Genomic DNA, 26,034 nt, shown 5'->3' with positions numbered 1-26,034 from the left:
TTGGTTGAGAGAGTACAGATGCAATGGTGATTCGTTTCTCACTGCTGAAACAGCATCTTGGCGTTCAGTGTTTGACTTTCGAGTTCGGGGCCGCCCAGGGTCAATTGGGGAACCGCGCCGGCGCCACGCCAGTAGAATCGGAACGGATGCTTGCCAGCCGCTAGCATCGCCGAGCCGGTCGTGTCGTCGTCCGCGGCAGCAAACCCTGCATCGAGTACTGTCGCGTCGTGCAGACGCAGCACGGCATTGACGCCTGCGGGCAGCGTGAATGTGTACTCTCCATCGGCGGGGATCTCGATCGACCCCGTGATGAGTTGCGACTGCGAAGATTCAAGATCTGGACACGTTTCCAGGGTGCTCGCTTCGCCTCCCGTTTCGGGAGTGAGATCGTCCAAACGGGCTAACCAGGGCGAGTTTGCCACATAGGTATGCCACTTCACACCCGGTTTCGCGTCCGAAGCGGCGATTGCCGGAATCAATGCATCGTCGTATGGCCGTTTCGCCGACGCATTGGGCCGTCGAATCCGGAGCACGGTGTCGTGCATTTTCTGCTGTATCTGCGGGAGCTGACCGGCCAGATTCTTGGTCTGTTTGGGATCCTCGACCACATTGTAGATTTCAAATGGGTCAGCGTGCGACCGAACGTTGTACCGAACACCGACCAAATCACCATCGCGGATCGCCTGCATTTGCTTGCGGACACCACCTCGACGTGAGGCTTCGAAATCCTTGTAGCCAGGTGTTTTCGTGCCGTTGAAGTACTCGACGTAGACTTGCGGCGTTTTCTGTTCGCCTCGCCCCGTCAGGGTTGGAACCAGTGAGGTGCCATCGCAGCGCGCCGGAGCAGCAACCCCGGCAAGTTCAGCAAAGGTCGGCATCCAGTCATGTGATTGACTCGGTAGTTCACTGATTCGATCCCCCTTCGCTCCACCCGGCCAACGCGCGACCGCGCCGACGCGGATTCCACCTTCCCATGCATCACGCTTGATGCCGTCGAAAGGCCCGAATGAATGAAAAAAGGTGGGTTCATAGTTCTCGGGAAGATACGACTCACGGCTCGGTCCGTTGTCCGTCGTGAATACCACCAACGTGTTGTCGTCGATCGAGAGATCGCTGAGCAGCGTCAGCAGGTCGCCGACACAGTCGTCGATGCGTCGCACGTCCGCGGCATAACGCTTGTAAACATCTGGCCAGGGTTGCTCGGGCGTCGCCGCGTCGTCATCGTGATCCCACGTTTGCTCGGCATAGTCGGGATGCATATACGAGTCAGGCTCTCCGTCGGCGGTATTGATCATCCGTCCCGGTTCGCCCGTCCACTGCAGACCACCATCAACGCCACCGCCAGCGGGAAACGGTGCGGCGGGAAGTTGCAGTTTCGCATGCGGCGTATCGAAGGCGAGATAGAGAAAGAACGGTTGTTTGGGATTCTCGCGATGTTGGTCGATAATCCACTTCTTGGCCCGGGCCGTGAATAAATCGGCGGTATAGCACCCGGCTAGATCAGCGGAAACTTCGTCGTCATTGGCCCACAGTTCTTTGCCATCTTCTTTGGGATAGTGGGCGTGTCCGTCACGGTGGCGGACGTAGCCGAAGAAGTCATCGAAGCCTCGTTTGGTTGGATATCCGGGCCAATCTTCTGACGTCGGTGTTCGCTCCGTTTTGTTTGGGGCGGCCGTTTGATTGCCAGACGGATCACCCTGCAGCCCCCATTTTCCAATCGCCGCGGTTGCATAGCCAGCACCTTGCATGACCGAGCCGAGCGTGTGATTGTCTTCGAGCGCCTTGTCAAACTGATTGTCGCGAACATTGCTATGCCCCTGGTGCACGCCCAAAAGCAGCGATGCCCGTGAGGGAGCACAGACGGGGGCGGGACAATAGTGCTGTCGCAATTGAATACCATCTTGCGCCATCGCATCGAGTTCCGGCGTCAGGTGCCATGGCTCGGCAGGGTCTGCATTCTTGCGACGCAAATTCTGAAAAAACACACCGTAGTCGCCGTACCCGAGGTCGTCACAGAGGACGAAGATGACATTGGGCCGAACAGGCTCAGAATCCGCGCCCAATGCTGGTGTCGATGTAAAAAGTAAACAAAGCAACGCGATTGAGAGCGGCAGTCGGGGAAGCATTGGAACTCGGTGGTCGAAGCAAGCGGAGGGGCAAGGTGGCAGGCGAGATCAGCAGGGGATCAGCTGCTGACCAATTGTAAACGAGCGGACACCTGGATTGGGTGCCGGCCCGATTTTTTCTTAAAACCGAATCCCCCTCCGGCGGTAGTACTTCAGGCCGGGAAAGAAGAAACAGGCTGCGGCGATTACCCCAAAGATTAAATGGGCGTGGCGTGGAACCACTGCCATCGCAACGGCGCCGATCAATAACGCGATGGCCTGGAAGTAGAACGCGCCGCTGAGCATGCCCGCTTTGATAATGAATACCATGGCGCTGATGACGCCGAGCAGGGGAGCTAAACGCAGCGCGTCCAAACCGAGCCACCATTCCAGCGGGAACAGCATGGCAATGGCGACCATGCTCGCCCCCCACACATGGGCAATCTGCCGCTCAATGAATGTCACCGGCCCCATCCTTTGCCGCAGTTTCCAGAACACGGCCGCCCATGCCCCCAGGCCGAGTACCCACACGGCGATGTAGCTTTCACGTCGCTCGATGCCATGCATCGCCATCTGCCACGTCAGCAAACTGGCGATTAAGAGCACCAGCGAATGCCACATCCACAGCAGGCCCCAATTTTCGAGCACCGCCGCATGATGTGTTTCGCGAAACACTCTCGCGACAACTTGATTAAAGTGGCCGCTCCGGGCCGCGATGCGTTCATCGGCCAGGAACGCACGCAGATCCGCGATCAGTTCGGACGTGCTGGCATACCGCAGGTCCATCGGTTTTTGCAGACACCGGGTCACGATCATTTCCAGGTCACGATCGAGCCCGGGGCGGAGGGCGCGTGGGGGCGGCGGGTCCTGCTCGATTACCAGCATCACAAGCTCGACGGCCGTCTCGGCCACGAACGGCGCCCGACCGGTAAGCGCGTAATAAAGCACGCCGCCGAGTGAATACACATCGCTGGTGACCCCGACATCCTGCTTCCGGCCACTCGCCTGTTCGGGAGACATGTAGGCCGGCGTCCCCACGAGCAAGCCGCTGCGGGTGAACGCGTCCTCGGTACCGATGGGCTTGGCGAGTCCAAAATCGGTCAACATCGGGTGACCGTCCGCCGCGAATAGAATGTTGCTGGGTTTGATATCACGGTGCAGGATCCCCGCGGCATGGGCGGCGCCGACGGCCTCGGCGACCGCGATGAGCATCTCGCACGCGGCCCGCACATTCATGGGTCCGAACGCAACTTTCTGAGCGAGCGTTTGTCCGGGGATCAGTTTCATGCTGAAGAACGGTCGCCCCTCATGATCACCGACTTCGTACACCGGAACGATTCCGGTGTGTTGCAGCGATGCCATCGCGGAAGCTTCGGCGAGGAATCGTTGCAGATCCGCGTCGCTGGCCAAACGGTCACGCAGGATCATTTTCACCGCGACCTCGCGATCGAGTGATCGCTGCCGCGCGCGAAAGACGACCCCCATCCCGCCCCGGCCGATCTCTTCGAGCAACTCATAGTCGCCCATCATCATCGGCAGCCGCTGTTTCGGCATCTCATCACGGACTGCACCGGCTGTATCGGTCACCAAGACGGCGCCCCAGAGCTCACGCAGATCAGCAGCAAGATTGGGATGCCGTTCGCACTCAGCGTCCAATTCCACGATTTCACCGCCGCAGACCCGATCGGTCAGCTCCGCCAGCAGACTGGCCAAACGCTGCTCATGATCGCTCGGCGACGAGTCGTCTCGGGACGCCATGGTTACGCCCCCGTCAGCCGCGCTTCCATCTCCTCCAGCGGCACTCCCTTTGTCTCGGGGACCATCGTGGCGACCCAAATCAACTGGAGAACCATCATGAAGCAGAAGAATCCGAACACGATCGAGGGGGCGAAGCTGCCGATGAACCAGGGGAACGCCAGCGTGATCAGGGCGGCAAAGATCCAGTGCGTGAAGCTGCCGAGCGATTGACCGGCGGCGCGATGTCGGTTGGGAAATACCTCCGAAATCAACACCCAAATCACCGCGCCTTGACCGACCGCGTGCGCTGCGATGAACGCGAAAATGCACAGCATCACCATCGTGCCGCCACGCCCGGATTCTTCGCTTGCCTGGACCATGGCTTCGTTCGCGGTCGCCAATACCGCGTCGGAACTCGCGTCGGGAATGAACGTCACCGCGTCGCCGGCGTACTCCGGTGAGCTCGATGCCAACATCAACGCGTTCTGGGCATTGTCGACGTCGGTGGAGAATCGTGAGATATCGGATTCGATGCGAACCGGTAACGCTTCAGCCTTTTGCAAGGTCTCAATCGAACTCTTGACCGCGATCGCCGAATTGGCGACTTGGAACTGCGGCGCGTACAGGAAAAACACCCACGCGCATAATCCCAGCGAGGCGATGTATCCGAACGAGCCGATGTACAACAGCGTGCGGCGGCCGAGACGATCGATCAAATACAGTCCGACAAAAGTGAATAGCAGATTGACCACACCGATGCCGATCGATTGCAACAACGCAGCCTCTGGACCCAGCCCGGTCATTTCAAAAATACGGGGGGCGAAGTACAAAATCGCATTGATGCCCGATAGCTGATTGAAGAACGCGACCAAGAACGCCAGCATGATCGGCACGCGCAACCGCCACGTCCAAAATCGTTCCGACGCAGGTTGATCGACCGACGATTCGCTAATCTGGGTCACCAGCCGATCGACTTCTGCGGTGGGCATCTCTGGATTGGCGAGCTGGAGCACGCGGGTCGCTTCGACGGTATCGCCCCGCTCGGAAATCAGCCAACGGGGACTTTCAGGTAATCCAAAGCACATCAAAGAATAGATCAGTGCCGGGATTGCTTCGACACCGAGCATCCATCGCCAAGCATTCTCGCCGATGCCAGCGAGCAACGCGTTGGACGCGTATGCGACAAGGATCCCAAGCACAATATTGAACTGGAACATTCCCGCGAGTCGACCACGTCGATCCGGTGGCGAGATTTCGGATATGTACAAGGGCGCCGCCACGGTTGAGATCCCGACTCCGATGCCACCGATGAATCGGGCGACCATGAACGAGTAAACGTCCGTCGCCAGACCGGACCAAATGGCCGAAACGAAATAGAGGATCCCAATCCAGAGCAGCGTCGCTCGCCGCCCAAAACGATCCGTCGGCCAACTGCCCACGAGCGACCCGAGCACGGTCCCCCATAACGCCATGCTCATCGCCAAGCCATGTTCAGCATGCCCTAACGACCATACCGACTGGATTGTTTTCTCTGCACCGGAGATGACGACGGTATCAAATCCAAATAGGAATCCCGCCAATGCCGAAGTCAGTGCCCACAGAAATAAACGACTTGGCATTGCGATCACTCAGAATTGGAAATAGACAAACGGACGAAAATCACGTGGTGCATACAATAACAACATCCAGATCATGATGGCTGTCGCGACGGGGCTATACCAGGCATCGGCGGGCAGTCTCATGCAGCGACGCAACCGCGTCGACCACACCACATGCTCGAGTACCATGATGCCGATCATCAACAACGTCAGTGGTGGCAGCCACACAATGCGAGGTGAACCTGTGTCGGGTAAGAACGGCAACCACAACCGCTCATACACCTGCAAACTCGTCGCCCAGTCAGGACTGCGAAACAGCACCCAACCCATCAAGACGACGAGGATCACCCCGCACCAACGCAGTGCGGGAGCGACGGTCCGCCACACGGTGAGATGGGTGCGCTCGATCACGAGCGCCACACCATGCCAAAGCCCCCACAGGACATAGGTTATCGCCGCGCCGTGCCACAATCCACCCAAACCCATCGTGATCATCAGATTTCGCTCGGTTGCGTGTCGCGAACCCCGTGACCCGCCCAGAGGTATGTAAAGATAGTCGCGCAGCCACGTTGACAGCGTGATGTGCCAGCGATGCCAGAAATTCGACATCGAGGTCGCCAAGTAAGGATGCCGGAAGTTGGCGGGAAAGCGATAACCGAGCAGTTTGGCAACGCCGATCGCCATGTCGCTGTAACCGGAAAAGTCATAATAAATTTGTCCGGCATAGGCGATCACCGCGATCCAGACCGTGATGCTGCTGTACAAGTCCACGCCCGCAAATACCACATCAACCGATTCGGCGAGGCGGTCCGCAATGACGATTTTTTTGACTGCGCCCCTGAGCAACTGCTGGAAACCCGCGTACATCCGTCGCCGGCGGTAGTCCGGCACACTTGCCAACTGCGGCAATAGACTGCTCGCTCGGACAATGGGGCCGGCGACGAGTTGCGGAAAGAAGGCGACGTAGAGCGCGAAGTCCAGCAAACTGTGATGCGGTCGTAGCTTGCCGCGGTAGACGTCGATCGTATAACTGAGCGTCTGGAACGTGTAGAATGAAATGCCAACTGGCAAAATCACGTTGAGCGTCGACGCATGCAGCCCCAATGCCTCGACAAGCGGACGGGCCGACTCGATGAAAAAGTTGGCGTACTTGAAGTAGCCCAGCATCCCGAGGTTGACCGTCAGGCTAACGAGCAACCATCCACGCCGACGTCGCGGCGACCGGCATGCATCCATTCGACCGGCGACATAGAAGTCGACCAGGGTCGAGATCAGCAGCAGCCCACAGAACCGATAATCCCAGTAGGCATAGAAGTAATAACTCGCCGCCAACAGGAACCCATTTCGCAGCCGACGTCGCTTGCCCGCCGCCCACGTTACCGCCAGGACGACAAGTAGGAAGATGAGAAATTCGGCTTGGGCAAAATTCAACGCGGCACTTTCAGAGCTGCTCTACTTGCGAAAGTAATCAGCATAATCGCTGCTTCGATCCGGTGCTGACTCGGCCCGTCGCGTTGACGATGTGGGGACTTCGTTGGCGTACGTTGCCTGTTGAATCGCCGCTTTTCCAGCTGTCTTGTAGCTCGCTGAGTCATCTTCAAAGGGATCACTCAAACGATCGAAGGTCGCCCCGGGCTGGCTGTGATCGATATCGGTTGCCGGTTGCTCGTGCGATGAAGATGGCAGTGTTGGCCACTCGACATCCGTCGATGTGCCGTCCTCAAAGGGCATTGAGATCTCCGTGGAAACCGTCGGGACACCGGACCCCATCGCAGGCTGGCAATGGGCACATGTGGACGATCGCGTCGGAACGAATGTCACCGAGGAATGAGGTTGACAGGTGCCGCATGAGCAACTCGTTCGCGATGAATGGCGAGGCTGGGGATGCAGTGTCACCATCTTTTTGAGTCCGCACGCCATCGCATTGAAAGTACCGTGCATCAGATTGCAGTGTGGCAAGCGAACGTTCGCCAAGAGGCCTTTTTCAGGACCGAGCGACTCGCCCCGTCCCGAGGACTCACAACCGCAGGTGGGCGTGTGTTGAAACGGCCCCTCGAAGCCGCACGAAATCTCGGCACCGCAAACGTGTTCCGCCCCGCAGGCAACTTCGGCGCCGCAGGCGACTTCCGCACCGCAGGCCACCTCCGCACCGCAGGCTGACTCCGCCCAGACGCCTTGGGCGGAGAGGGGGCTCGTTTGGATGCCCCCGATGGTCGCTGCCGTGATGCTGACGAAGGCAAACGAGCGAAGCGAGGGAAACAACTCTTTGAGTCTGCGGGTCATCACGATTTTTAGTCTCTTGCTCGTGGTCAGTGAAAACTCTTCGGGCGAACGATTTCGCTACCGAAGGGTGTATCGACGACGCACGATCGCTAGGACCAAAGCAAAGCGAAACAAACGCATTCGCGACTCAGCTTGCCCAAATTGCCGAGTCGGAAAGGCTGTACCTCGACCGGCTCAAAATCCGCCTGGCGAGGTGAATTCACGGTAGTCATCGAACTCGCTATGGTGCTCGGCCGCCCGGTTACTGAATCGTGTGAAGTCGGCTTCCCACGTCAAATCCACGTCGCCGACCGGACCGTTACGTTGCTTGGAGATGATGATTTCCGCCTGCCCGGCGAACTGAGCTTTCTCATCGCCACGATGGTAGTATTCTTCACGGTGGACGAACATGACGACGTCGGCATCCTGCTCGATAGCACCGGATTCACGCAGGTGGCTGAGTTTCGGCCGGTGATCTTTCCCCTCTTCAGCCTGCCGGTTGAGTTGGGATAAACACAACAGCGGGACTTCGAGTTCCCGCGCCATGCCTTTGAGTCGCCGCGCGATTTTGGCAACCTGTTCCTGACGCGGGTCACGCGAGTTATCGGGCTCGATCAACTGCAAATAATCGATCACGATCATCCCGAGGCCGTCCTCACGCCGCTTGATCCGCCGCGCCGCCGCCGCGATTTCACTGACCGTTCGGCTCGGTGAATCGTCCACGAATAACGGGGCTTGGCTGACCTCATTGGCTTTGCTGACCAGACGATCGCGATCGTCTGACGAGATGGTGCCGTTGCGGAGGCGGTGACCGTTGACCCGTGCCATCGAACAGAGCAATCGATCGGCCAGCTCAATCGCGGACATTTCCAAACTGACGAACAGCACAGGTTCTCGCTGCACACAGGCGACATGTTCGGCCATGTTCATCGCCAACGCCGTTTTCCCCATCGAAGGACGTGCGGCCAGAATAATCAGCTCGCCGGAGTGGAGTCCGCCTGTCATTTGATCGAAATCCGTCAATCCGGTTTCGGCACCGCCCTCGACATAGTCATCGCGCATCCGCGCTTCCATGCGATCCATCGCCTGGTGCAGCACATCGCTGATTGCCGACACCGAATTGCTGCTGCGCCCATCCATGATCGCGAACACTTTCTGTTCGGCTTGGGCACAGAGTTCTTTGGCGGTACTGGATTGCTCGTAGGCTTCGCGGAGAATCTCGGTACTGGATTGGATGAGCCGCCTGAAGACGGCTTTCTCGGTCACGATTTCAGCATAGAACACGGCATGTGCCGCATTGGCGACGCTGCCCGAGAGTTTCGCCAGATACGCGGCACCGCCTACTTTTTCGAATTCGCCGGCCGTTCGCATGCGGGACACCAACAGCGTGATGTCGATCTTTTCGCCGGTGTCATACATGTCACGCAGGTGACCATAGATGATGCGATTGGCATCATCGTAGAAGTCGTCCGCTCGCAACGAAGCGATCTCGTCACAGATGTCCGGCATCAGCATGATACTGCCGATCACGCCCATCTCGGCTTCGAGTTCGAAGGGCGGTTGCCGCTGCAGAATCTCGCTAGCGGAGATCTCCTTTTTCTTCTTGTCGCGAAATCCAGAACCCGAGAACTTGTCGTCTTTGATCATCCGTGTGACATTTGTTGGAGGAGGAGAGGCCAGCGTTACGCTCGCAGTCGGGCTTCCACACGAGCGATCGCATCGGCTGCGGCCATCGCGGCGTCGCCACCCCCGATCTGCTTCCCGCTCGCTAACCACTGTTCGACTTTTTGTTGGGCCGCGATCGCGCCGGTATGGCTGCGGCGTCCAAAGTGCTGAGCAATTTCAGTATAGGCGCTGCCGGTGTGCGTCCGAGCGAGATACATCGCCAATGTTCGTGGTTCGCTCACCCGGCGTGTCTGAGCTTTGCCGCGAAGGCCGTCGCTTTCAAGCCCAAATGCGTCGCAAACCGCTCGTTCGATCGACCGTAGCGTCGGTGCCGAACGCGTATTCCGCATCAAATCGCCACCAAACTGACGGATTTCGTCAATCGTGGGTTCACGGCGGAACATCCGCTGCAACATCCCAATCAAGTTCGCCACGCCGGTCACCGCCCGAGCGTCACCACCGATCGCTTCACTGACTTCGGCAAGCAATTGGGGGTCGCAGTCGAGCACGCAGCGAGTTTTTACCAATCGCGTCAGTAAATTCATACGCGTCGCCGCATCGAGTGCCAACAGCGGGCAGACCAGTCCCGAGGACATCCGGCCAGCCACCTCGCCGGTCAGCCCACGGATGTCCGCGGGCGGCAAATTGGCAGTGAACACGAGTGGTTTGCCCGCCGAAGCAAGCGTTTCGAGCGTGTACAGTGCCTCGCGGAGGGTTGCCGTTTTCGAGGCGAGGAAGTGCACGTCATCAATCAGCAAGGCATCGACCTCGCGATACTTGCGGCGAAAACTCGGTAGCCCCGTCGAATTGACTGAGCTCACGAAATCGTTGGTGAACTGTTCCGCGGTCAACAAGATCACCCGCCGCATCCGACGCCGGCGGCGAAACTCTTCGGCGATCGCCGCGAGTAAATGCGATTTGCCCGTCCCGGTCGGCCCATGCAGGAATAGCGGTGTCGCCACCTCGGGCGTCGACATCGCCATCGTCGCCGCTGAAAACGCGAACTCGTTGCAGGGACCGGTAATGAAACTATCGAGCGTGCGGCCACCGGTCGGCAAGGATTCGGGCAACGGTGCACTCACCGCGCCGCTCGAATCATCGCGTGATCCCGACCGATCATCGCGTGATCCCGACCGATCATCGCGTGATCCTGACCGAGTGTTCCGCCGATCCATTTGAGCGTCGTTCGCTTCACCTTCGGCCGCGATCTCATCCGCAGAACGGGTCAGATGCGAATCGGCCAATAAACTCGATAGCTTGCCGGCCGATTTGCGTCCACGACTCCGGCCGCGTGGCGACGGACTTGATTGGCTCGCCTTCGGTTCGCCTGCGTTGGATGTCTCCGACGAGCGGTTTGCCCGAGTTCGCTGCGTCTTGCCGGACGTCTCATTGGCACCCGCGATCAACGCTGGTTGAGTGGTTGCGGCATCGATCTCCATCCGAAAACGGCCATGGTCTCCGAGTGCCATCGTGGCGGCGGCGCGAAGATCGGCGGTAAAGTTCTTGGCGATCCGGTCCGCCGCAAACGGCCCACTAACCTGCAGCACGACCACATTGGCGGCATCATCGGCCGTTTCACCATTGGATCCATCCTGGGACGATTCGAGTTCAAACTCGATCCCGTGGGTGAACCACAACCGGAACCGATCGGTTCCGATGCGTTGTCGCAAGGCATCAGCGAATCGCTCGATGGCCTCCTGCGTCTCGATGCTGCCTTGCGTCGACGACATACCGGTAGCGACAACTCCCTCGTGGATGATGATGACGGAAGCGGCGGCGCGTCAGCGCTGCCACCCTAATTCAAACAGAATTCGACCGGATTTCAGGCGGGGTCCAAATCTGCGATTAAACGCGATGGACCCAGGAAAAACCGAGGTTTTTGTGAAATTCGTTCGGATTCAAAATGTGACTCTGCCGTTTCCGCCCCTGGGCTCTCCTACAGCGAGTGAGGCAGATTCTAGGTTTGCTAGCAAACAAGTCAAACCGATTGACTCAAGTTTTTATTGTCGGCTGCCGACAGGTCCTGCTGCGAGTCCGAAGCGGTGGCAAAAAACGAGTTCTATGGGATCACACCCACCCACGTCCACGTCGGTTCCGTCGACAATTCGACTTTGCTTGCCCGTGGATAATCTGTCGGTAACTCAATCTTCATCCCGAATTCACAAATCCCCTTGGTAGGTAACATGTTGCCGCCAAGGTAGTTGCAGAGAATCCAACGCGCCAGATTGAAATTCAGCCCTAGCGGTCGACTTTCCGGATTTGTTACACGCGGGAGCGTCTCCATTTGCCCTCCCCCGATTCCGGAGCCCAGATAACATGTCACGTCGCCCCATTTCGCCCATTCGCTCGCTCGCCACCTGCACCGCTACTTTTTTTGGGATGGCGCTCTTTGCCGCTCCGCTGGCGGTCGCAGCCGACGGGGGGGGCGAAAGCGTGTTGTCGAAATCAGCGGACCAGAAGTACCAGCTTCGCCATCATCTCTCGCCCAATCAAACGCTCCGCTACAAAGTCACTCACGTCGCGAAAACGAAAACTCGGATGAATGGCACCGAGGAAATCGCCAATGTGTACACGACGAGTGTGCGATCTTGGAAAGTGCGTGACGTCAGCGAGCAGGAAATCACCTTCGACCACCAAATTGACTCCGTCGAGATGACGCAGCAAAACGGTGACAAGGACGAGATTCGTTGGAGCAGCCTGTCCGGCGAGAAACCGCCCGCCGTCTTCAGTATCGTGGCCGAACAAATCGGCACGCCGCTGTCGACCGTCACGATTGACCCCACAGGCACGGAACTGAAACGCGAAAACCACGCCGGGTCCCAAGCGTCCCTCGGCATGGGATCGCTGACATTGTCCCTGCCAGCCGATCCGATCGCGATCGGCGACCACTGGACCGTGCCATCGGAAGTCAAAGTCCGCACCGAGGACCAACAAGTCAAAACGATTAAAACCCGCCAAGTTTACACACTGAAAAAAGTCACCACGGGCGTGGCCACGATCACCATCAAGACCCAAACGCTGACCCCGATTGATTCCGAAGTTCTCCGCGCCCAAGTCATCCAACAACTCAGCAACGGCAGTGTTCGCTTTGATGTCGACAACGGATGCCTGCTCAGCAAGGAACTCGAATGGGATGAAACGGTCGTGGGATTCCAAGGTCCCGGCAGCATGATGGAATACCGAGCGAAGATGGACGAGGAGCTGATCAACGACGACACCGTGTTGTCGGCCGCCAAATCCGGCAAAACGCTTCGCCAATAGTACCTGTGTGTCGACGTCCCTAGCGGCGTGTTGATTTCTTGAGCCGAGTTGCGTGAGCGGCCCGGTGGCTCGCGTTACCCGATGCCTTGCGGCATTCGGCTCGCGATTGCCGGTTGGACTCCGGCTAAATCAAAAGCCTGCTAGGGGCTGAGCGTGTGTTCGGCCCCGGGCGTGTGTTCGGCCCCGAGCGTGTGTTCGGCCCCGAGCAACGTGACTCGCAGTTTCGTCGTTCGACAGGCGATCATCATTCTCCGCTCGCCTCTCAGCGTCCGACCGCTCACATCGATGATCTCAATTCGCTCTTTCATGTGCCTCGTCGCGACGTGTTCGATCCTTGCGATCACGGGCGATCGCGTTTGGTCACAGGCGTCCAACGCCTTCGCTGAGCCGCAACGATTGACCCGTGGTGACGCACTGTACGCGGTCTGCGACGATGATGGCCCGATTCCTTGTGATGCCTTCGACGGGACACCCGAGGGCGATTGGTGCGAGCAATGTGGGCAAGTTCATGGTGTTGTCAGCCGTGGCAACTACGGCAGCGACGGTGACTTCGTGCGTTTCTGTTTCGCGGACGTCGACGATGACGTGGCGGCTCGGGACTGGTTGCAGCTCGACAGCACGCTGAGCGATGCGATGCTCGACTTTCAGAATCGGCAGACTGACAAAGAGCTGTTTCTCTTGGAATATCAAGCGGCACGGGGGTGGAACGGTCCGCAGGTCGTCGTCGGTGGCCAATCGCGACTCTCCTTTCTGGCGGCGTCCACCAACCGCACGAACAAATTCCCGTATCTGGGGCGATTTCCGACGGACTTTCGAGCTGACTCGGCCACCGACGCGCGAATGCTGCAGGCCAACGCGCAGGCCGCGGCGCAGATCACGCCCTATGCGAGTGTGTACACGGAATTGCTCTTTTCGGACGTCTTCTCGTTTTCAGCTCCCAAACAAGGCAGCCTGCAAGTTCGCCAGGCCTACGCGGTGATTGGCGATCTCCGTGTCTCGCCATTCTATCTTTACATTGGCAAGAAAAACGTTGGATTCGGTGACCTCAGTACCCTCAGTCCATTCACGCAGGCGGTCACTTGGCACTATTTTGCGTCCCTCGCCGAAGGCTTGGGGACCGGTTACCACGACGATCATTGGGACATCTCGCTGGCGGGGATCAATGGTGGACGCGGGATTCGGACAGTGGACTCACCCGAACAGGGAAAACTGAACAATTTCGCCGCCAACGCGAGTTATCGGGTCGGCGACGTGCCCGATCGTCACTTGCGAATCGGGGGTGGATTCCTGCTCGGCACCAGCTACGACAGCACCGTCGCCGAACACACCAGTCCCAATATCTATGGCGAACGCTACAACAGCGCCTGGGACGTCAATGCGAGGCTCGATATTGACCAACTGACGTTCGCGGGTGAATTCATTACCACCACACGGGACTGGCCCGTGACGGCCAACCGAGTTTCGGCTTATCGCACCGAAGCCGCCTATTGGTTCGATCGCGGACCACGTGGGGCAACGCTCAGCGTCAGTTGGAGCAGCGGTATCCAAGGGCCATCGGGCAGCGAATACGAGTTCAACGATCAACTCGTCCTCGGCTACGGCAAGCGACTGGGCCCGAACTTCCGGGTCTCTGCCGAATACGTGCGCAGTCTCGGCTTCGCCCCACTGATCGACATCACCACCGTCAGCGATCGCGACGTCGTGCAGAACAGCCTCGTGCTGGGCATGAATTTGTTACTGTAGTTGAGGGGCAGAGTGCCGCGTCAAAACGCGAGCAGGCTGAAAACTCGCCCGCAGTGGGAGAGTTTCCGGCAAGGCGAGTGCCCAAATGCGATTTTAGGGACGTCGTTTGCTTGGTTACCGATGATCCGATTGGTAAATGCGGCACCTCGTGGTGGGATTTGTGCGAAATCCGGTATGCTGGAGATTTCTGGCAAAAATCCACTTCGCCAGTCGATGATTTTTCACCTGACTTTTCCTAAGGCAAGGTATTTCTGCGATGCACGTCGGCATTCTGTTGATGATGGTACTTTTATGCTGTGGTTCGCTGCTTAGCTGGAGCACGAATCCGCATTGGTTCATCCGAGCCTGGGAATTTCCAAGGGTGCAGATCGTTGCGATTGGTTTGCTGATGACGCTTGCGCACGTTGCGATCAGACAATTCTGGTTTCGACCACCGGTCGGAATTTCGATTGCCATCGCCAGCGCGATGCTTTTTCTGCTCCTCTTCCACGGATTTCGCATTTTCCCCTACACGCCGTTGGCTGAAAAACAGGCAAAGTCGGCGTCGTCCGAATCAGGATCGGTTCTCAGGCTACCGACTCTGCGTGTCGTGGTCTCCAATGTTGAGGAAGAAAACACACAGCACGGTCGCTGGATGAGGACCGTTCGCGGAGCGTCGCCAGACGTGCTGATCGTGTTGGAGATTGACCAGGTCTGGGTCGATGGCATCGGTTCACTCATCGACGATTTCCCCTACCGCGTGATCCATCCTCAGGAAAACTGGTACGGGATGATGATGCTGTCCAAGTTTCCCATACAGTCACACGAAATTCGCTTCCTCGTCGAGGAGGATGTGCCTTCGATCGACGCCGTCATTTCGTTGGAAGACGACCGCTTGGTTCGGGTTGTGGGCGTGCACCCCCGTCCGCCCGAGCCGGTTCGTGACAACGACGCGGTGGCCCGCGATGCAGAATTGACGCTCTGGGGACGCGAACTGGCGGACGAGACTCGGCCGGTCATTATCGGCGGCGATTTGAACGACGTTGCATGGTCGGAAACGACGCGATTGTTCATGCGCGTCAGTGGACTGCTCGATCCGCGCCGCGGGCGTGGCTTTTTCAACACGTTCAACGCCAACCATGTTTGGATGCGATTTCCGTTGGACCACGTCTTCCACTCGCCTCACTTCACGGTACGAGATATCCAGAGACTTGATTTTGTGGGCTCCGACCACTTTCCTATTCTGATTGACCTGCAATTTGAGCCAGCAAAAGCGTCGGAGCATGAAGTTCTCGAGCAGCAACCCGCCGATGAGGAGGAAGCCGATGAACGAATCGATCGCGCTGTCGAAGATAGCGAGCTCGATGGTGAAGCAGTCGACGGCCGACAAACGGGGATCCAGTCGGCGGTGGGAAGTCAGTAAATCCAAACCGGTTCCCTCGGAGCACCCGCGTCCTTCCTCGAAACGCCGAACGGAACGGCGCATTGGGGCGGAGTCAGCCCTCACCAATCCGGTCGCCTCTGGCTCGGTTGCATGGCGACGGCGCCCGGCAGGCGTGTGCTTTGGCCTGAGGCTCGTCCGGCCACAGACACGCGAACGGGCTCACACGAATGAGCCCCCGCGATGTCTGTTGTTCTGTTGGCCCATGAGTGCCGGTCGAACGTCGGCTAATCCAACAGCCGGTTAGGGGCTGGTTTTGAACTGCTTCATCGCGTCTTCGCCACCCTTGCGGACATCGATTAAGAAACGCATCAGGTCGGAGAATTGCTGGCGATCGTGCAGTTGATTGACGAGTCCGGGAGGCATTGCCGATACGCTGACGGGAAAAACATCGTCGATATCGTCCTGGGCGATGACGATTTCCTTGCCGCCTGCGGGTTCGCGGATCACGAGCTCGTCATCATTCTCGCGGATTGTGAATCCGCGGAGCACGAATCCGTCGGCCGTGATGACGGAGACCTGCTGGAAATCCTTGTGAATCTCTTTAGACGGTTCCAGCACCGATTCGATCAACATTTGATCGGTGACGCCTTCGCGAGACTCGGCCAGGTTGGGGCCAAGTCGCGGGCCTGAGGCGGGTTCATGGCACTTGGCACAGGAAATCGATGGATTGAAGAATAACGCCGCACCCCGTTGGGCATCCCCTTCACGCATCGCTTGTGCTGCCAACTCGCTCGGCGCAATTTCGGCCAATGTCTCGGCCAGCGAAACCGGTGGTTTGGCATTCGCGGCAATCGCTTTGATCTGTAGGTCGTGAATCGACCAATACTTATTTTGTGAGATACCTGTTTGGGTGATGCGAATGAACCGCACCAACTCGGGGCTATTCAGCTCGATCGATGTGATGGGCTGGTCCCCGTATCCCGCCGCTACCGGGCCGCTCCATGACGAACCGTCTGCGGAGACGTCCACGCGATAGCCACGCGGGAAATCTTGGTCCGAGCCCTGCGTGTTTAACACCAGTGACATCGCCCTGACTGGCTCGGGAAGCTCAATCGTCAACCATTGGCCTGGGACCTGGACGGCACCGGTATCCCAACGAGATTTTTGGTGGTCATCGATCACATGATGGACATTCTCCGGACGGTTACTGGCGGTCAGCTTCCAGGTGGATCGGTCCTTGATCACGGGAGGATCGTAGTAGCTCAGATCGGAAAGCGTCCAGGGTCCGATTCGGGACGCTGATTCTTCGCGAATGTGGTCGACGTCTCGTGGTTCAATCATCGACGCTTCATTGCCCCAACTGTTCCGCACGTAATTTGCCGCGTCGGCAATCCAGGCATCGTCGTTAGCGGCCAAAGGCATCATCAGTCCATCGGCATAGGTCTTGTGGTCGACTGGACCGATCAAGCCTTGCAATAGGATTCGCAGCAACCTCGCTTTGTGGCCGACGACGCGTTCCGAGCCCGCTAGCGGAGGGGCCAGGTGCTCGCCGCTCAGCGGAGACGGATGTCCCGTGCCGTTTTCACCGTGGCATGTGATGCATAATGTTGAATAGATCACCTTGCCCCGAACGACCGATTCGGCGAGGGCCTGATTGCGGCGTGCCATTTCAGCAATCTTCTTTCGTTCGGCCAGGAGCGCTTCGATGCCTCTGCCGTATTGCTTCGCGACCGAAGCGATGTTGGGATTGGACTTCGTCGCCTCAATCGTCTGTTGCGTAATCGTCTCGGCATCGGGGTGATTTCCCTGGTTAACCGACAGCAGCAGCTGCATCACCACACTCGGACTGCGGTCCTGAGCGAGCTCTTTGATCGCCGCGTTGAAATCGGGGGCGGTCGCCAGAAAAGGCTCGGCAATGCGCATCGCAGCGGCTCGCACCCGAGCATCGGAATCAACGAATCCCGCGGCGAGAAATTCCGGGGTGATCGCGTCGAGACCTTCGAGTGTCCAGTACGCGTGCAGCCGGGCCAGCGGATTTTCGTCGTGATGGGCGAGTTGCTGCAGTGCCGGCACGACACTTTTATCGCCATGCAGAATGATCAGTTTCTGAGCTTCATCACGCCACCATCCGTTGGGGTGTGCCAGGTGGGCTACAAGCTGCAATGGGGATTCGTCGAGCATGCGAGGTTGCTCGCCACGCTCGGTCGTTTCGTGATCGACGCGATAAATTCGGCCGCGACCAATGTTCTTGTCCAGTTCGTATTCCTGTACGACGCCGCGCAGGTAGGATCCTTCGCGGACCCAGGCACCCTCCTGGATAATGCCCCGATACATGTCGACGAGGTACAGGCAACCATCGGGACCCGTCGCGCTATTGATGGGCCGGAAGTTCGGATCGCGAGCTGCGATGAATTCCTGTTTTTCGTATGCGTTTTGCAGCGTGATGCGGCCATTATCGTCGGTCACCTTGGCACGGCGAATCAAGCGGCCCACGGGCTCACAGAGAATCAGATCGCCCGCGAAGTCGTTGGGCAATCGGTCACCGCGATAGATCGATTGGCCGCACACACCAGTGAAAACGTTGAGTGTGTTGTCGTCGCGAACGCGAGGCAGGCCCCCTTGGACATCGGGAATATTGTCGATGGGGAAGACCTCTCGAAATCCCTCAGCCTGCTCACCCGGCAGATCGATTTGCCCATACACGATCGGCTGTTGAAACGAGTAGGCTGGGTTCTCGCCGCCTGCAGAGGAGTAATACATTCGGCCCACGTTGTCCTGAGTCAGTCCCCACTGACCGGCGTTGTAAATCAACGGATTGGAGACCACTTGGCCATCGGTGTAGCGGAGTCGGTAACCGGTGTACGTCGTGTAAATCCAGTTGTCGATATTCCAAATCAGGCCGCTGGGTTGGTGTTCCAGGTTGCCTCCGCGTGGTCCGCCGTGGTGCCAAAGTTCTATTTTGTCGGCAATGCCATCGTCATCGGTGTCTTGGTAGCTCTTGAGATCCAATGTATTGGTCTCACCAATGATGACACGGTCGAGTAGCGGCAACACCATTCGGGGCAGAACCAAGTTGTCTGCAAATACGGTGTGTTTGTCATAGATGCCGTCCCCGTCGGTGTCTTCGTGCCGCGACACACGGCTGGTGGGCGCCAACTCGTCTGTGCCGTCGATGTCCTGCATGTAGGTCCGCATTTCGATCACGTACATCCGTCCATTGCCGTCCCAGGCAATGGCGGATGGTTCGGAGATATCGGGTTCCGTCAGGACAGGAACCATGGTGTATCCGGGCTGCACCTGCATCGTCGCAATCGATTGTTCCGGCGACAAGGGCGGCGCCTTGGTGCTGCTGTCCTCAGCAGTGCATCGGCTCGATAGGGTGACTAGGCCGATGAGTGCCAGGCAACGGCAGCATTTCGTCTTCATGGGAGGCATTCGGTTTCAGTAGAGATAGTGATCGCGTCATCATACTCAGCTATCACGTCCACGCCAGGCGATTTGTTTGCCACACAAATGCATCAGGAACGCCCACCACTGCAGAAACAGAAATAGCACAATGGCAATCGGATGGAGGAGGGCCCCCGTTGGACTCTGAGGGAGCTTCCAGGCGGCCACCCAGCGGGGCAGATGACTGAGAAAGATCGCGGCGAAGCTAACCAGGCCAGCGAACCAAACCGACACGCTGTGGTTGTCGTCGAAGTACTGAACCAACGCGTAACCCAGCGTCACGTAGGGCAGGATACTCGCCCCGGCAAGCAGGATCGAAAACGGGATCAACAACCGCCAGTTCGCGATTCCCTCATGAGCATTCTTGAGCAGTCCCCGCACGACTTGGCCGGCACCATGGTACATCCGGCACGTCGCCAGTCCGGCGCCGTCGACGCAATCGGTCAGCATGCCGTTTTGGCGATAGATACGAGGCAGCTGAATTCCATCGTGACGCGTTGACCGGATCGCGGCATGCGTGCCGCTGCGTTGGTATGCCTGGCGATCGGTAACGAACACCTGCCCACACCCCGCCGCGTACCCTGGATCGGTTCTCGATCTCATCCGCGAGAAAGGCAGATAGCAGAGCAAAATGTAATGCATCATGGGGATCAAGATCTTCTCCAAGAGCGAGCCGGTTTCTTGGTTGGGAAATGCACTGAGCAACGCGATCGGCTCGCCCTTGGCCGGGCCACTGTCGGCATACTGGGCCTTGCGACGGGTCAGTTGTTGTAACGCGGTGGGTTTCAACTGCACGTCAGCATCGAGGAATAGCAGCAGATCGAACTGAGCGGCTTCGGCGAGCCGGCAGCAGGCGTGCTGTTTCCCGTTCCACCCCGCAGGTAGCTTGACGCTGTCGATCAACCGCACGCGGTCATCGTGTGCAGCGATTTTCTGGACGAGCTCGCCGGTGCCGTCGGTCGAATCGTCATCGAGCACGACCACCTCCAGAATGACGCCGGTGTTGGCCAGCACCGCGTTGACGGTCCGGTTGATCCCACCGGCTTCATTGCGAGCCGGGATCAGCACCGAAATGGAAGGCTCCTCCTCGGTAGGACTCAGTTCACCACCTCGCCATCGCAGGAAATGTGGCAGATTGCTGGCAAACATCAATGCCGCGACGCCCGCCAGGAGCAGTGCCAGCGTGGGGAGCACCCAAAACATCACGATCATGAACCAATCATCCATTCGAGCGTCCTCCAAATTTGTCTCCGTGAGCGGCGTCGAACTTTTTCAGCGAGCACCATGATTTGAGCCGGCGGGCCCAATCGTATGCCCCCGACGCACCTTGTTTTCCAAGCAGCAGATTCTCGAACGGCTCAGCGGCGCGAGCGATCGCAAGGGAGGCGAGTTTCGCCTGATTCTCACGCAGTCGCCCCGCAAGTTCCGTGGTCCACTGTGACTTCGATCGTGAGGGGGACTCTGACAGCGAAAAGAAATCGCCAACACGAAACAAGCATTCCGGCAATCGTTCATCCCAAAAGACGTATTCGAGGGCGAGTGGGACAACCAATCCGCGATCCATCCGCGAGCACAGGTGAGCGAGCCCCGGCATCAGATCGGCAGCGTGATCGCGAGCGTCCGCGAAACGCCCTTCCGGTGTCAACCAAAGCGCCGTCGCAGGCCGCTGCAACAATTCCGCGGTTGTCTTCAGGAAATTCGTGGCCCCGCGACTCGAGCTCAAATCGACTCCGAAAAAACCGAGCTTTGACAATACCTTGTATTTCTGCAGTGCTGCTGCATCGATCGGCGCGTATAGCTGGCGGGGGGCCATCAAGCGGGCGTTGATGAAGTGTGCGATCATGGGGTCCCACCACGACGGATGGTTGCAGTACACGATCACGGGCATGGTCATGTCGTCGGCAATCGCTGCCCGAACTTCGTCACAGGTTCCCGCTTCGTTTCGCGCAACGGCGATCGCGTGAAAGTGACGCTTTAAATAGGATTCGAGAAACCGGTGAAAGCCATTCTGGAACCAGGCGGCGGGAACAGGCGCGAGTTCTGAATTCACGCGGTCGATTCCGCTGTTGCGGTGCCGAGTTGCCCTGACCGCGCATCCTGGTCGAGGGAGTCCGCCGCGATCCAGCCGCTCATCAACACCATCGGCATTCCTGGGCCGGGGTGAGCAGCACCCCCGGCGAGATACAGACCAGGAACATCTTTGCGGCGATTTCCCGGCTTGAACGCACCGGTGAATTTACCGTGACTGGCCAGACCATAGATCGCGCCGTTGAGGACCCGATAGCGGTTGTGGATATCCTCGGGGGTTAACGAGTCCTCCGTCACGATCGCATCCCGGATTCCGTCCAAACCAGCCGTCCGTTCGAGCTTGTCAAGGATTACCTCCCGATAGTGCGGCAACATCGCTTTCCAATCATGCCGACTGCGGAGGTACGGGGTATGAACGAGAATGTACAACGCTTCGCCGCCATCGGGTGCAACGCCTGGTTCGGAAACCGAGGGGGCGCAAACGTAGGCGGTGGGATCGGGAGCGATTTCGCCACGACGATAGATGTGATCGAATTCATCCTTGGGATCTTTCGAGAAGACGAAATTGTGATGCAACAACTGCTCGTATCGGCGATTCAAGCCAAGATACAAGACCACGCCGCTACACGCCGCTTCATAGTTTCGTTTGCGTTCGAAAGTTTTGGCCGCAGGGGTTCCCTGCAGCAGTTCGCGGTAGGTCCGGACCGCGTCGCAGTTGCTGACCACGGCATCACAGGCAATCGTTTCACCGCCGACGGTGACGACGCCGTTGACACCCGATACGTCGGTCTGAATCTGCATGATGTCGGTGCACGTGCGAATTTCAACGCCCAGCTCGCAGGCGAGTTTTGCCAACGCCTCGGGGACCGCGCCGGTACCGCCAATGGGATACCAAATGCCTTCCTCGGTTTGCATGTGGGCGATGCTGCAGAGCACCGCAGGCGAGGCGTAGGGTGACGAGCCCACGTACTGCGTGAAGTGGTCCATCATCTGTGAGACGCGGTGTTCGGGCACATGTGAACGGACCACCGATGCCACGCTACGTCCCATTCTGAGCGACATCACGTCTTTGAGAACGGCCGCTGAAAATGCCCCTCCAACCTCCATCGTGTCGGCGAGCCCACCGATCGAACGCCAAAAGAAAAAGCGATCCGAGACGCCATGGAGCTGTTCGCTGACGGCCATGAATTTTTCATATCCGTTGGCAGCGACGTCATCGCCGGTGAACTCACGCAGATGCTGTTTCATCGCGTCGACATTCGTCACGAGATCGAGCACCGTGTTCTCACGGGTGTTCGCTGCCGGTGAGCCTTCAAAAAAACATCGCCACTGTGGATCCAAGGGCACCATCTCGAGGTAATCCTCTAGATTCCGATCCGCTTCCGCGAAAACTCGTCGCAAGACGCTCGGCAACGTCAGGATGGTGGGGCCCATGTCGAATCGGTAGCCCTCGGTCTGCAGCACCGCAGCCTTGCCACCGACCCACTCATTTTTGTCGCACAACGTGACACGGTGACCTCGCGCCGCCAACACACAGGCGGACGACAAACCGGCCAGTCCACCCCCAATGACCACGACGTGTTGCGGGGCGGTGGTGGTGGGAGGAGTCGCTCGATGGTCAGGCGCGATCATGAGATAGGAGAACACTCGAGAAGGGAAGACGAACCAATGCCACGACTCACTGTTCTACCCGACCTCGCCTTCGAACGGCAGAGGTAAGCCGTCGCAGTCCCCCGATTCGCTCGCGAAAACCGCTGCCATGATTCCATTGCATCACCCCGGTTAACACTTCGGCATCGGAATCGTGTCGCGGTGATAAATGCGGAGCGATGCGTCCTGAACGTGCCGAAATCACGCGTGGCGTGGTCATGGCCAGCAGCCCTTCCGGACCTCGGGTCACCCCAAATCCGCTCTCACCGCGACCGCCAAAAGGCAGTCGCGGGTCTGCCGTGGGAGCCACCAGATCGTTGATCGTTACCGAGCCGACATCGAGCCGGGCCGCCACCTGCATGGCTTCGCTCCGGGAGCCGAACACCGATGCTGCCAAGCGATATGGACATTCGTTTACCTGGGCAACCGCCGCGTCGAGTGAGTCCATTTCCAGCAGCGACAGCACGGGGGCAAATAGGTCGGTCCGCAGGACCGCGTGGTCCGGGGGGACGTGAGACAGCAAGACGGGGTGCATGGCTCCGCTGCGGAGGAGTTCGGCTGCGTCAAATCGCCCGATGCGATCCACGCTGCCCGCCTCGAGAGCATCGGCAACCGCCCCGGCAACCGCATCGCGGGCCGCCCGATGCACGATCACGGGGGGACCTTCACGCAAGCGATCAATGAGCTGATCCACCCAAACGGGCTCGCCGCTGCCCTGCAGGTACATCACACGCCGTGGGCCGATACACGATGCCCCACTGTTGAACGTCAATCCGAAACGGAGTGCATCGACGACGCGGCCCCCGTTGGCATCCGGCAGGACCAAGACGGCATCGACACCCGAAAGTTCCATGATCGCGGGCGTCAAGCGTTCCGATGTTTGTCGTAAAACCGCTCGCCCCGTGCTCGCCGCTCCCGTCAGCACGACCAGGTCAACGCCCGTATCGATCTCGCTTTTTGCGGCTTCGGTCGAGCTATCGAGCAACTGCAACGCATCTGCGGGCACGCCCGCCCGCCGAAATGCGTCGATCCACTCCGTGACCACCGCTTCGCTCCCGGGTGCCGGTTTCAGGAGGACGGTGTTGCCTGCGGCGAGTGCCTGGGCGGTTTGCACCGCGCTCAGGAAAATGGGGTAATTCCAGGCGCCCAGGATCAGTACGCGGCCCCAAGGCCGCCGCTCGACCACACTTCGCACCCCCCACATCCACAGCGGACGCCCCGCCAAACCGACCTTGCGATCGGCGAGTACACGCGGGCCACGGTGGGCGATCCACCCCAATGCGTCACACAAGGGAATCAGCTCCGACGCCACGGTCTCGACATCATCGCGACGTTGATCGCTACGGGATTTCGCAATCAACCGATCGGCCGAGTTAGCGATCTCGTGACGGGCCGCGCCAACGATTCGGCAGCGATCCCGCGTCGACCGCATAGCCCAAAACGGCGGTTCGTGATAATTTGTCGCTCGTGTCAAATCGTTCTCTTCAGGTTGGAAAACCGGGTGACAGACAATCCTACCAGCCCAGCTAGCTGCCCGTGAGTGTCCGGAATCAATTGTTGCCGGGCGTCATCGGTCTCTCTCCCGCCATGCGCGAAGTCGACCGGGTGACCCGCAAGGTCGCCGTCAGCAACGCATCGGTGTTGATTCTGGGGGAAACCGGTACGGGCAAGGAACTCGTCGCCTCGGCAATTCATCAACTCAGCCACCGCAGCGGCGGGCCATTCGTCAAGGTCAACTGCGGCGCCCTGAGCGAAAGCTTGCTCGAGAGTGAGTTGTTCGGGCACGTTCGTGGTTCCTTCACCGGTGCGATCGCCAACCGGGCGGGCCGGTTCGAAGCCGCCGATGGCGGTTCCATCTTTCTCGACGAAATCAATTCAACCACGATGACGCTGCAGGTAAAACTGCTACGCGTGCTTCAGGAGAAGGAGTTTGAACGGGTCGGCGACACCGCCACCCATCGCACGGACGCCCGCGTGATCGCGGCGAGTAACCGCGACCTGATGCGGCAGGTACACAATGATCGTTTCCGCGAGGATTTGTATTGGCGACTCAATGTCGTCCCCATCGAGATCCCTGCCCTTCGCCACCGCCGCGACGATGTCCCCGCGTTGGTTTCGTTCTTTTTAGATTACTACAACGAAGTCAACGATCGCTATGTGACCCACATCGAACCGGCCGTGATGCTCGCCCTGCAAGATTATCACTGGCCCGGAAACGTCCGCGAGCTGCAAAACTATATCGAGCGGGCCGTGGTGATGAGCGATACCGATGAATTGACGCTCGACCTGTTGCCCGTGTGTGTAACGAGCGGCGAACCGCTCGTGGGCCGATTTGCCGAGTCATTCGCCGCTGGCGGTCATTCCGAACCAGACCCCCAGTCACGCCTCCCCATCGACCAGGATCCCACCGGCGAGCACTCCGGCACGCTCCAACGATCCGCCGAGCCCGCCGTCAGTCCGGCGGCGTATGTGGATCGAATGGATGTGAAGACGCTGACTCGTTTCGTCGTCTCTCGCGGACTCGCCGAAGCCGATGAGGAAGAGAACGTGCACGCGTCGGTCGTCGACCAGATCGAAAGAGAGCTAATCGCTCAAGTGCTCGCCCAGTGCGGTGGGGTGCAAACCAAGGCCGCTGCAAGATTGGGCATGAACCGCAACACGCTCTACAAAAAAATCAAACAGTACGACCTGGGGTAGACAGCACCTCAACGCAATCTCGCCGGAAGCGAGCGTATCCGATCCCTATCGCGAAAACGCAGACGATCGCAATCGCTACCGGTGACGCACCGGCATTCAATAACCTGGGCGTGTCGAGTAGCCGATCACCGGCGATCCATGCCAGTGCCAGGTAGGCTCCGTTGGCCAATAAGCAAAAGTCAGCGATAAAGACTAGCCAACGATGGCGACATAGCAGTGCCGTCAGCCCAGGAATCACGACCCCCAACACGGGTCCGGACCATAAGGTTAGCAGCGGATGAGGGTCGGGGTGATGCACGCTGTATGGAAGGTGCCAGGGGACCAAGTCGAAGTCTGTTAGCTTCGCACCACCGATCCAGCCGCCGATGAGATGCCCCACTTCGTGGGTGAATGTCATCACCATCGACGAGGCGACGAGCAGCAGGCCGAGCGTCAAAACACGTCGTGGAAACGGCATCGGTGGCTTCCCTTCCGGGAG

General features: G+C 58.8%; 18 protein-coding genes. 4 read left to right on the top strand and 14 right to left on the bottom strand.

What is annotated here, in order from left to right; translation table 11 throughout:
- Positions 1-38: 38 nt before the first annotated feature.
- From SH410x_RS18895 to SH410x_RS18865, 7 genes are all read right to left on the bottom strand, one after another.
- Positions 39-2,126: a sulfatase-like hydrolase/transferase gene (locus SH410x_RS18895; RefSeq protein WP_473669862.1), complete on the bottom strand. Its 2,088-nt coding sequence runs from the start codon at positions 2,124-2,126 to the stop codon at positions 39-41.
- A 120-nt stretch (positions 2,127-2,246) separates the two neighbouring features.
- Positions 2,247-3,863 (bottom strand): serine/threonine-protein kinase, encoded by a 1,617-nt coding sequence (locus SH410x_RS18890; RefSeq protein WP_473669860.1) that lies wholly within the window; start codon positions 3,861-3,863, stop codon positions 2,247-2,249.
- Between the two features lie 2 nt (positions 3,864-3,865).
- The gene (locus SH410x_RS18885) at positions 3,866-5,461 is read right to left on the bottom strand and encodes a sugar porter family MFS transporter (protein WP_473669858.1); all 1,596 of its coding nucleotides are present in this window, start codon (positions 5,459-5,461) and stop codon (positions 3,866-3,868) included.
- Between the two features lie 9 nt (positions 5,462-5,470).
- A complete protein-coding gene (locus tag SH410x_RS18880) occupies positions 5,471-6,871 on the bottom strand; it encodes an MBOAT family O-acyltransferase (protein WP_473669856.1) in 1,401 nt (466 codons plus the stop codon).
- A gap of 21 nt (positions 6,872-6,892) precedes the next feature.
- On the bottom strand, positions 6,893-7,723 hold the full coding sequence (locus tag SH410x_RS18875) for a hypothetical protein (protein WP_473669854.1): 831 nt from the start codon (positions 7,721-7,723) through the stop codon (positions 6,893-6,895).
- A gap of 174 nt (positions 7,724-7,897) precedes the next feature.
- Positions 7,898-9,349 (bottom strand): replicative DNA helicase, encoded by a 1,452-nt coding sequence (gene dnaB / locus SH410x_RS18870; RefSeq protein WP_473669852.1) that lies wholly within the window; start codon positions 9,347-9,349, stop codon positions 7,898-7,900.
- A gap of 35 nt (positions 9,350-9,384) precedes the next feature.
- Positions 9,385-11,097 (bottom strand): DnaA/Hda family protein, encoded by a 1,713-nt coding sequence (locus tag SH410x_RS18865; RefSeq protein ID WP_473669850.1) that lies wholly within the window; start codon positions 11,095-11,097, stop codon positions 9,385-9,387.
- Positions 11,098-11,683: 586 nt separating this feature from the next.
- Between SH410x_RS18865 and SH410x_RS18860 the strand changes: the two genes are divergently transcribed.
- Positions 11,684-12,628 (top strand): hypothetical protein, encoded by a 945-nt coding sequence (locus SH410x_RS18860; protein WP_473669848.1) that lies wholly within the window; start codon positions 11,684-11,686, stop codon positions 12,626-12,628.
- Positions 12,629-12,768: 140 nt separating this feature from the next.
- On the opposite strand, the gene SH410x_RS18855 is transcribed toward SH410x_RS18860, so the two are convergent.
- Complete coding sequence (locus SH410x_RS18855; protein ID WP_473669846.1) at positions 12,769-12,936, bottom strand: hypothetical protein; 168 nt, start codon at positions 12,934-12,936, stop codon at positions 12,769-12,771.
- Here SH410x_RS18855 and SH410x_RS18850 point away from each other — a divergent pair.
- Together SH410x_RS18850 and SH410x_RS18845 are read left to right on the top strand one after the other, a co-directional pair.
- The gene (locus SH410x_RS18850; RefSeq protein WP_473669844.1) at positions 12,935-14,371 is read left to right on the top strand and encodes a hypothetical protein; all 1,437 of its coding nucleotides are present in this window, start codon (positions 12,935-12,937) and stop codon (positions 14,369-14,371) included. The genes SH410x_RS18855 and SH410x_RS18850 overlap by 2 nt on opposite strands.
- Before the next feature lie 256 nt (positions 14,372-14,627).
- The gene (locus SH410x_RS18845) at positions 14,628-15,773 is read left to right on the top strand and encodes an endonuclease/exonuclease/phosphatase family protein (protein WP_473669842.1); all 1,146 of its coding nucleotides are present in this window, start codon (positions 14,628-14,630) and stop codon (positions 15,771-15,773) included.
- A 261-nt stretch (positions 15,774-16,034) separates the two neighbouring features.
- On the opposite strand, the gene SH410x_RS18840 is transcribed toward SH410x_RS18845, so the two are convergent.
- Genes SH410x_RS18840 through SH410x_RS18820 form a run of 5 tightly spaced genes read right to left on the bottom strand, consistent with a single transcriptional unit; the run spans position 16,035 to position 24,333 of the window.
- Positions 16,035-19,160: a DUF7133 domain-containing protein gene (locus tag SH410x_RS18840; RefSeq protein WP_473669840.1), complete on the bottom strand. Its 3,126-nt coding sequence runs from the start codon at positions 19,158-19,160 to the stop codon at positions 16,035-16,037.
- Between the two features lie 45 nt (positions 19,161-19,205).
- On the bottom strand, positions 19,206-20,408 hold the full coding sequence (locus SH410x_RS18835; RefSeq protein WP_473669838.1) for a glycosyltransferase: 1,203 nt from the start codon (positions 20,406-20,408) through the stop codon (positions 19,206-19,208).
- A complete protein-coding gene (locus SH410x_RS18830; protein ID WP_473669836.1) occupies positions 20,401-21,231 on the bottom strand; it encodes a lysophospholipid acyltransferase family protein in 831 nt (276 codons plus the stop codon). Before SH410x_RS18830 ends, SH410x_RS18835 begins: the two co-directional genes overlap by 8 nt.
- Positions 21,228-22,841 carry a phytoene desaturase family protein gene (locus SH410x_RS18825; protein WP_473669834.1) on the bottom strand — a complete coding sequence of 538 codons (1,614 nt, stop codon included), beginning with the start codon at positions 22,839-22,841 and terminating at the stop codon, positions 21,228-21,230. The genes SH410x_RS18830 and SH410x_RS18825 overlap by 4 nt, the downstream gene beginning before the upstream one ends.
- A 46-nt stretch (positions 22,842-22,887) precedes the next feature.
- Positions 22,888-24,333 (bottom strand): aldehyde dehydrogenase family protein, encoded by a 1,446-nt coding sequence (locus SH410x_RS18820; RefSeq protein ID WP_473669832.1) that lies wholly within the window; start codon positions 24,331-24,333, stop codon positions 22,888-22,890.
- A 113-nt stretch (positions 24,334-24,446) separates the two neighbouring features.
- Here SH410x_RS18820 and SH410x_RS18815 point away from each other — a divergent pair, with 113 nt between their 5' ends.
- A complete protein-coding gene (locus SH410x_RS18815) occupies positions 24,447-25,556 on the top strand; it encodes a sigma-54 interaction domain-containing protein (protein WP_473677344.1) in 1,110 nt (369 codons plus the stop codon).
- Here the strand turns inward: SH410x_RS18815 and SH410x_RS18810 are convergent.
- Complete coding sequence (locus SH410x_RS18810; protein ID WP_473669830.1) at positions 25,534-26,013, bottom strand: hypothetical protein; 480 nt, start codon at positions 26,011-26,013, stop codon at positions 25,534-25,536. The two genes, SH410x_RS18815 and SH410x_RS18810, sit on opposite strands and share 23 nt — an antisense overlap.
- Between the last annotated feature and the right edge of the window lie 21 nt (positions 26,014-26,034).

It is taken from the genome of Rhodopirellula sp. SH410 (genome assembly GCF_055811895.1).
The sequence above is the reverse complement of the archived record's forward strand: the minus strand, read 5'-3'. Positions and strand labels throughout refer to the sequence as shown.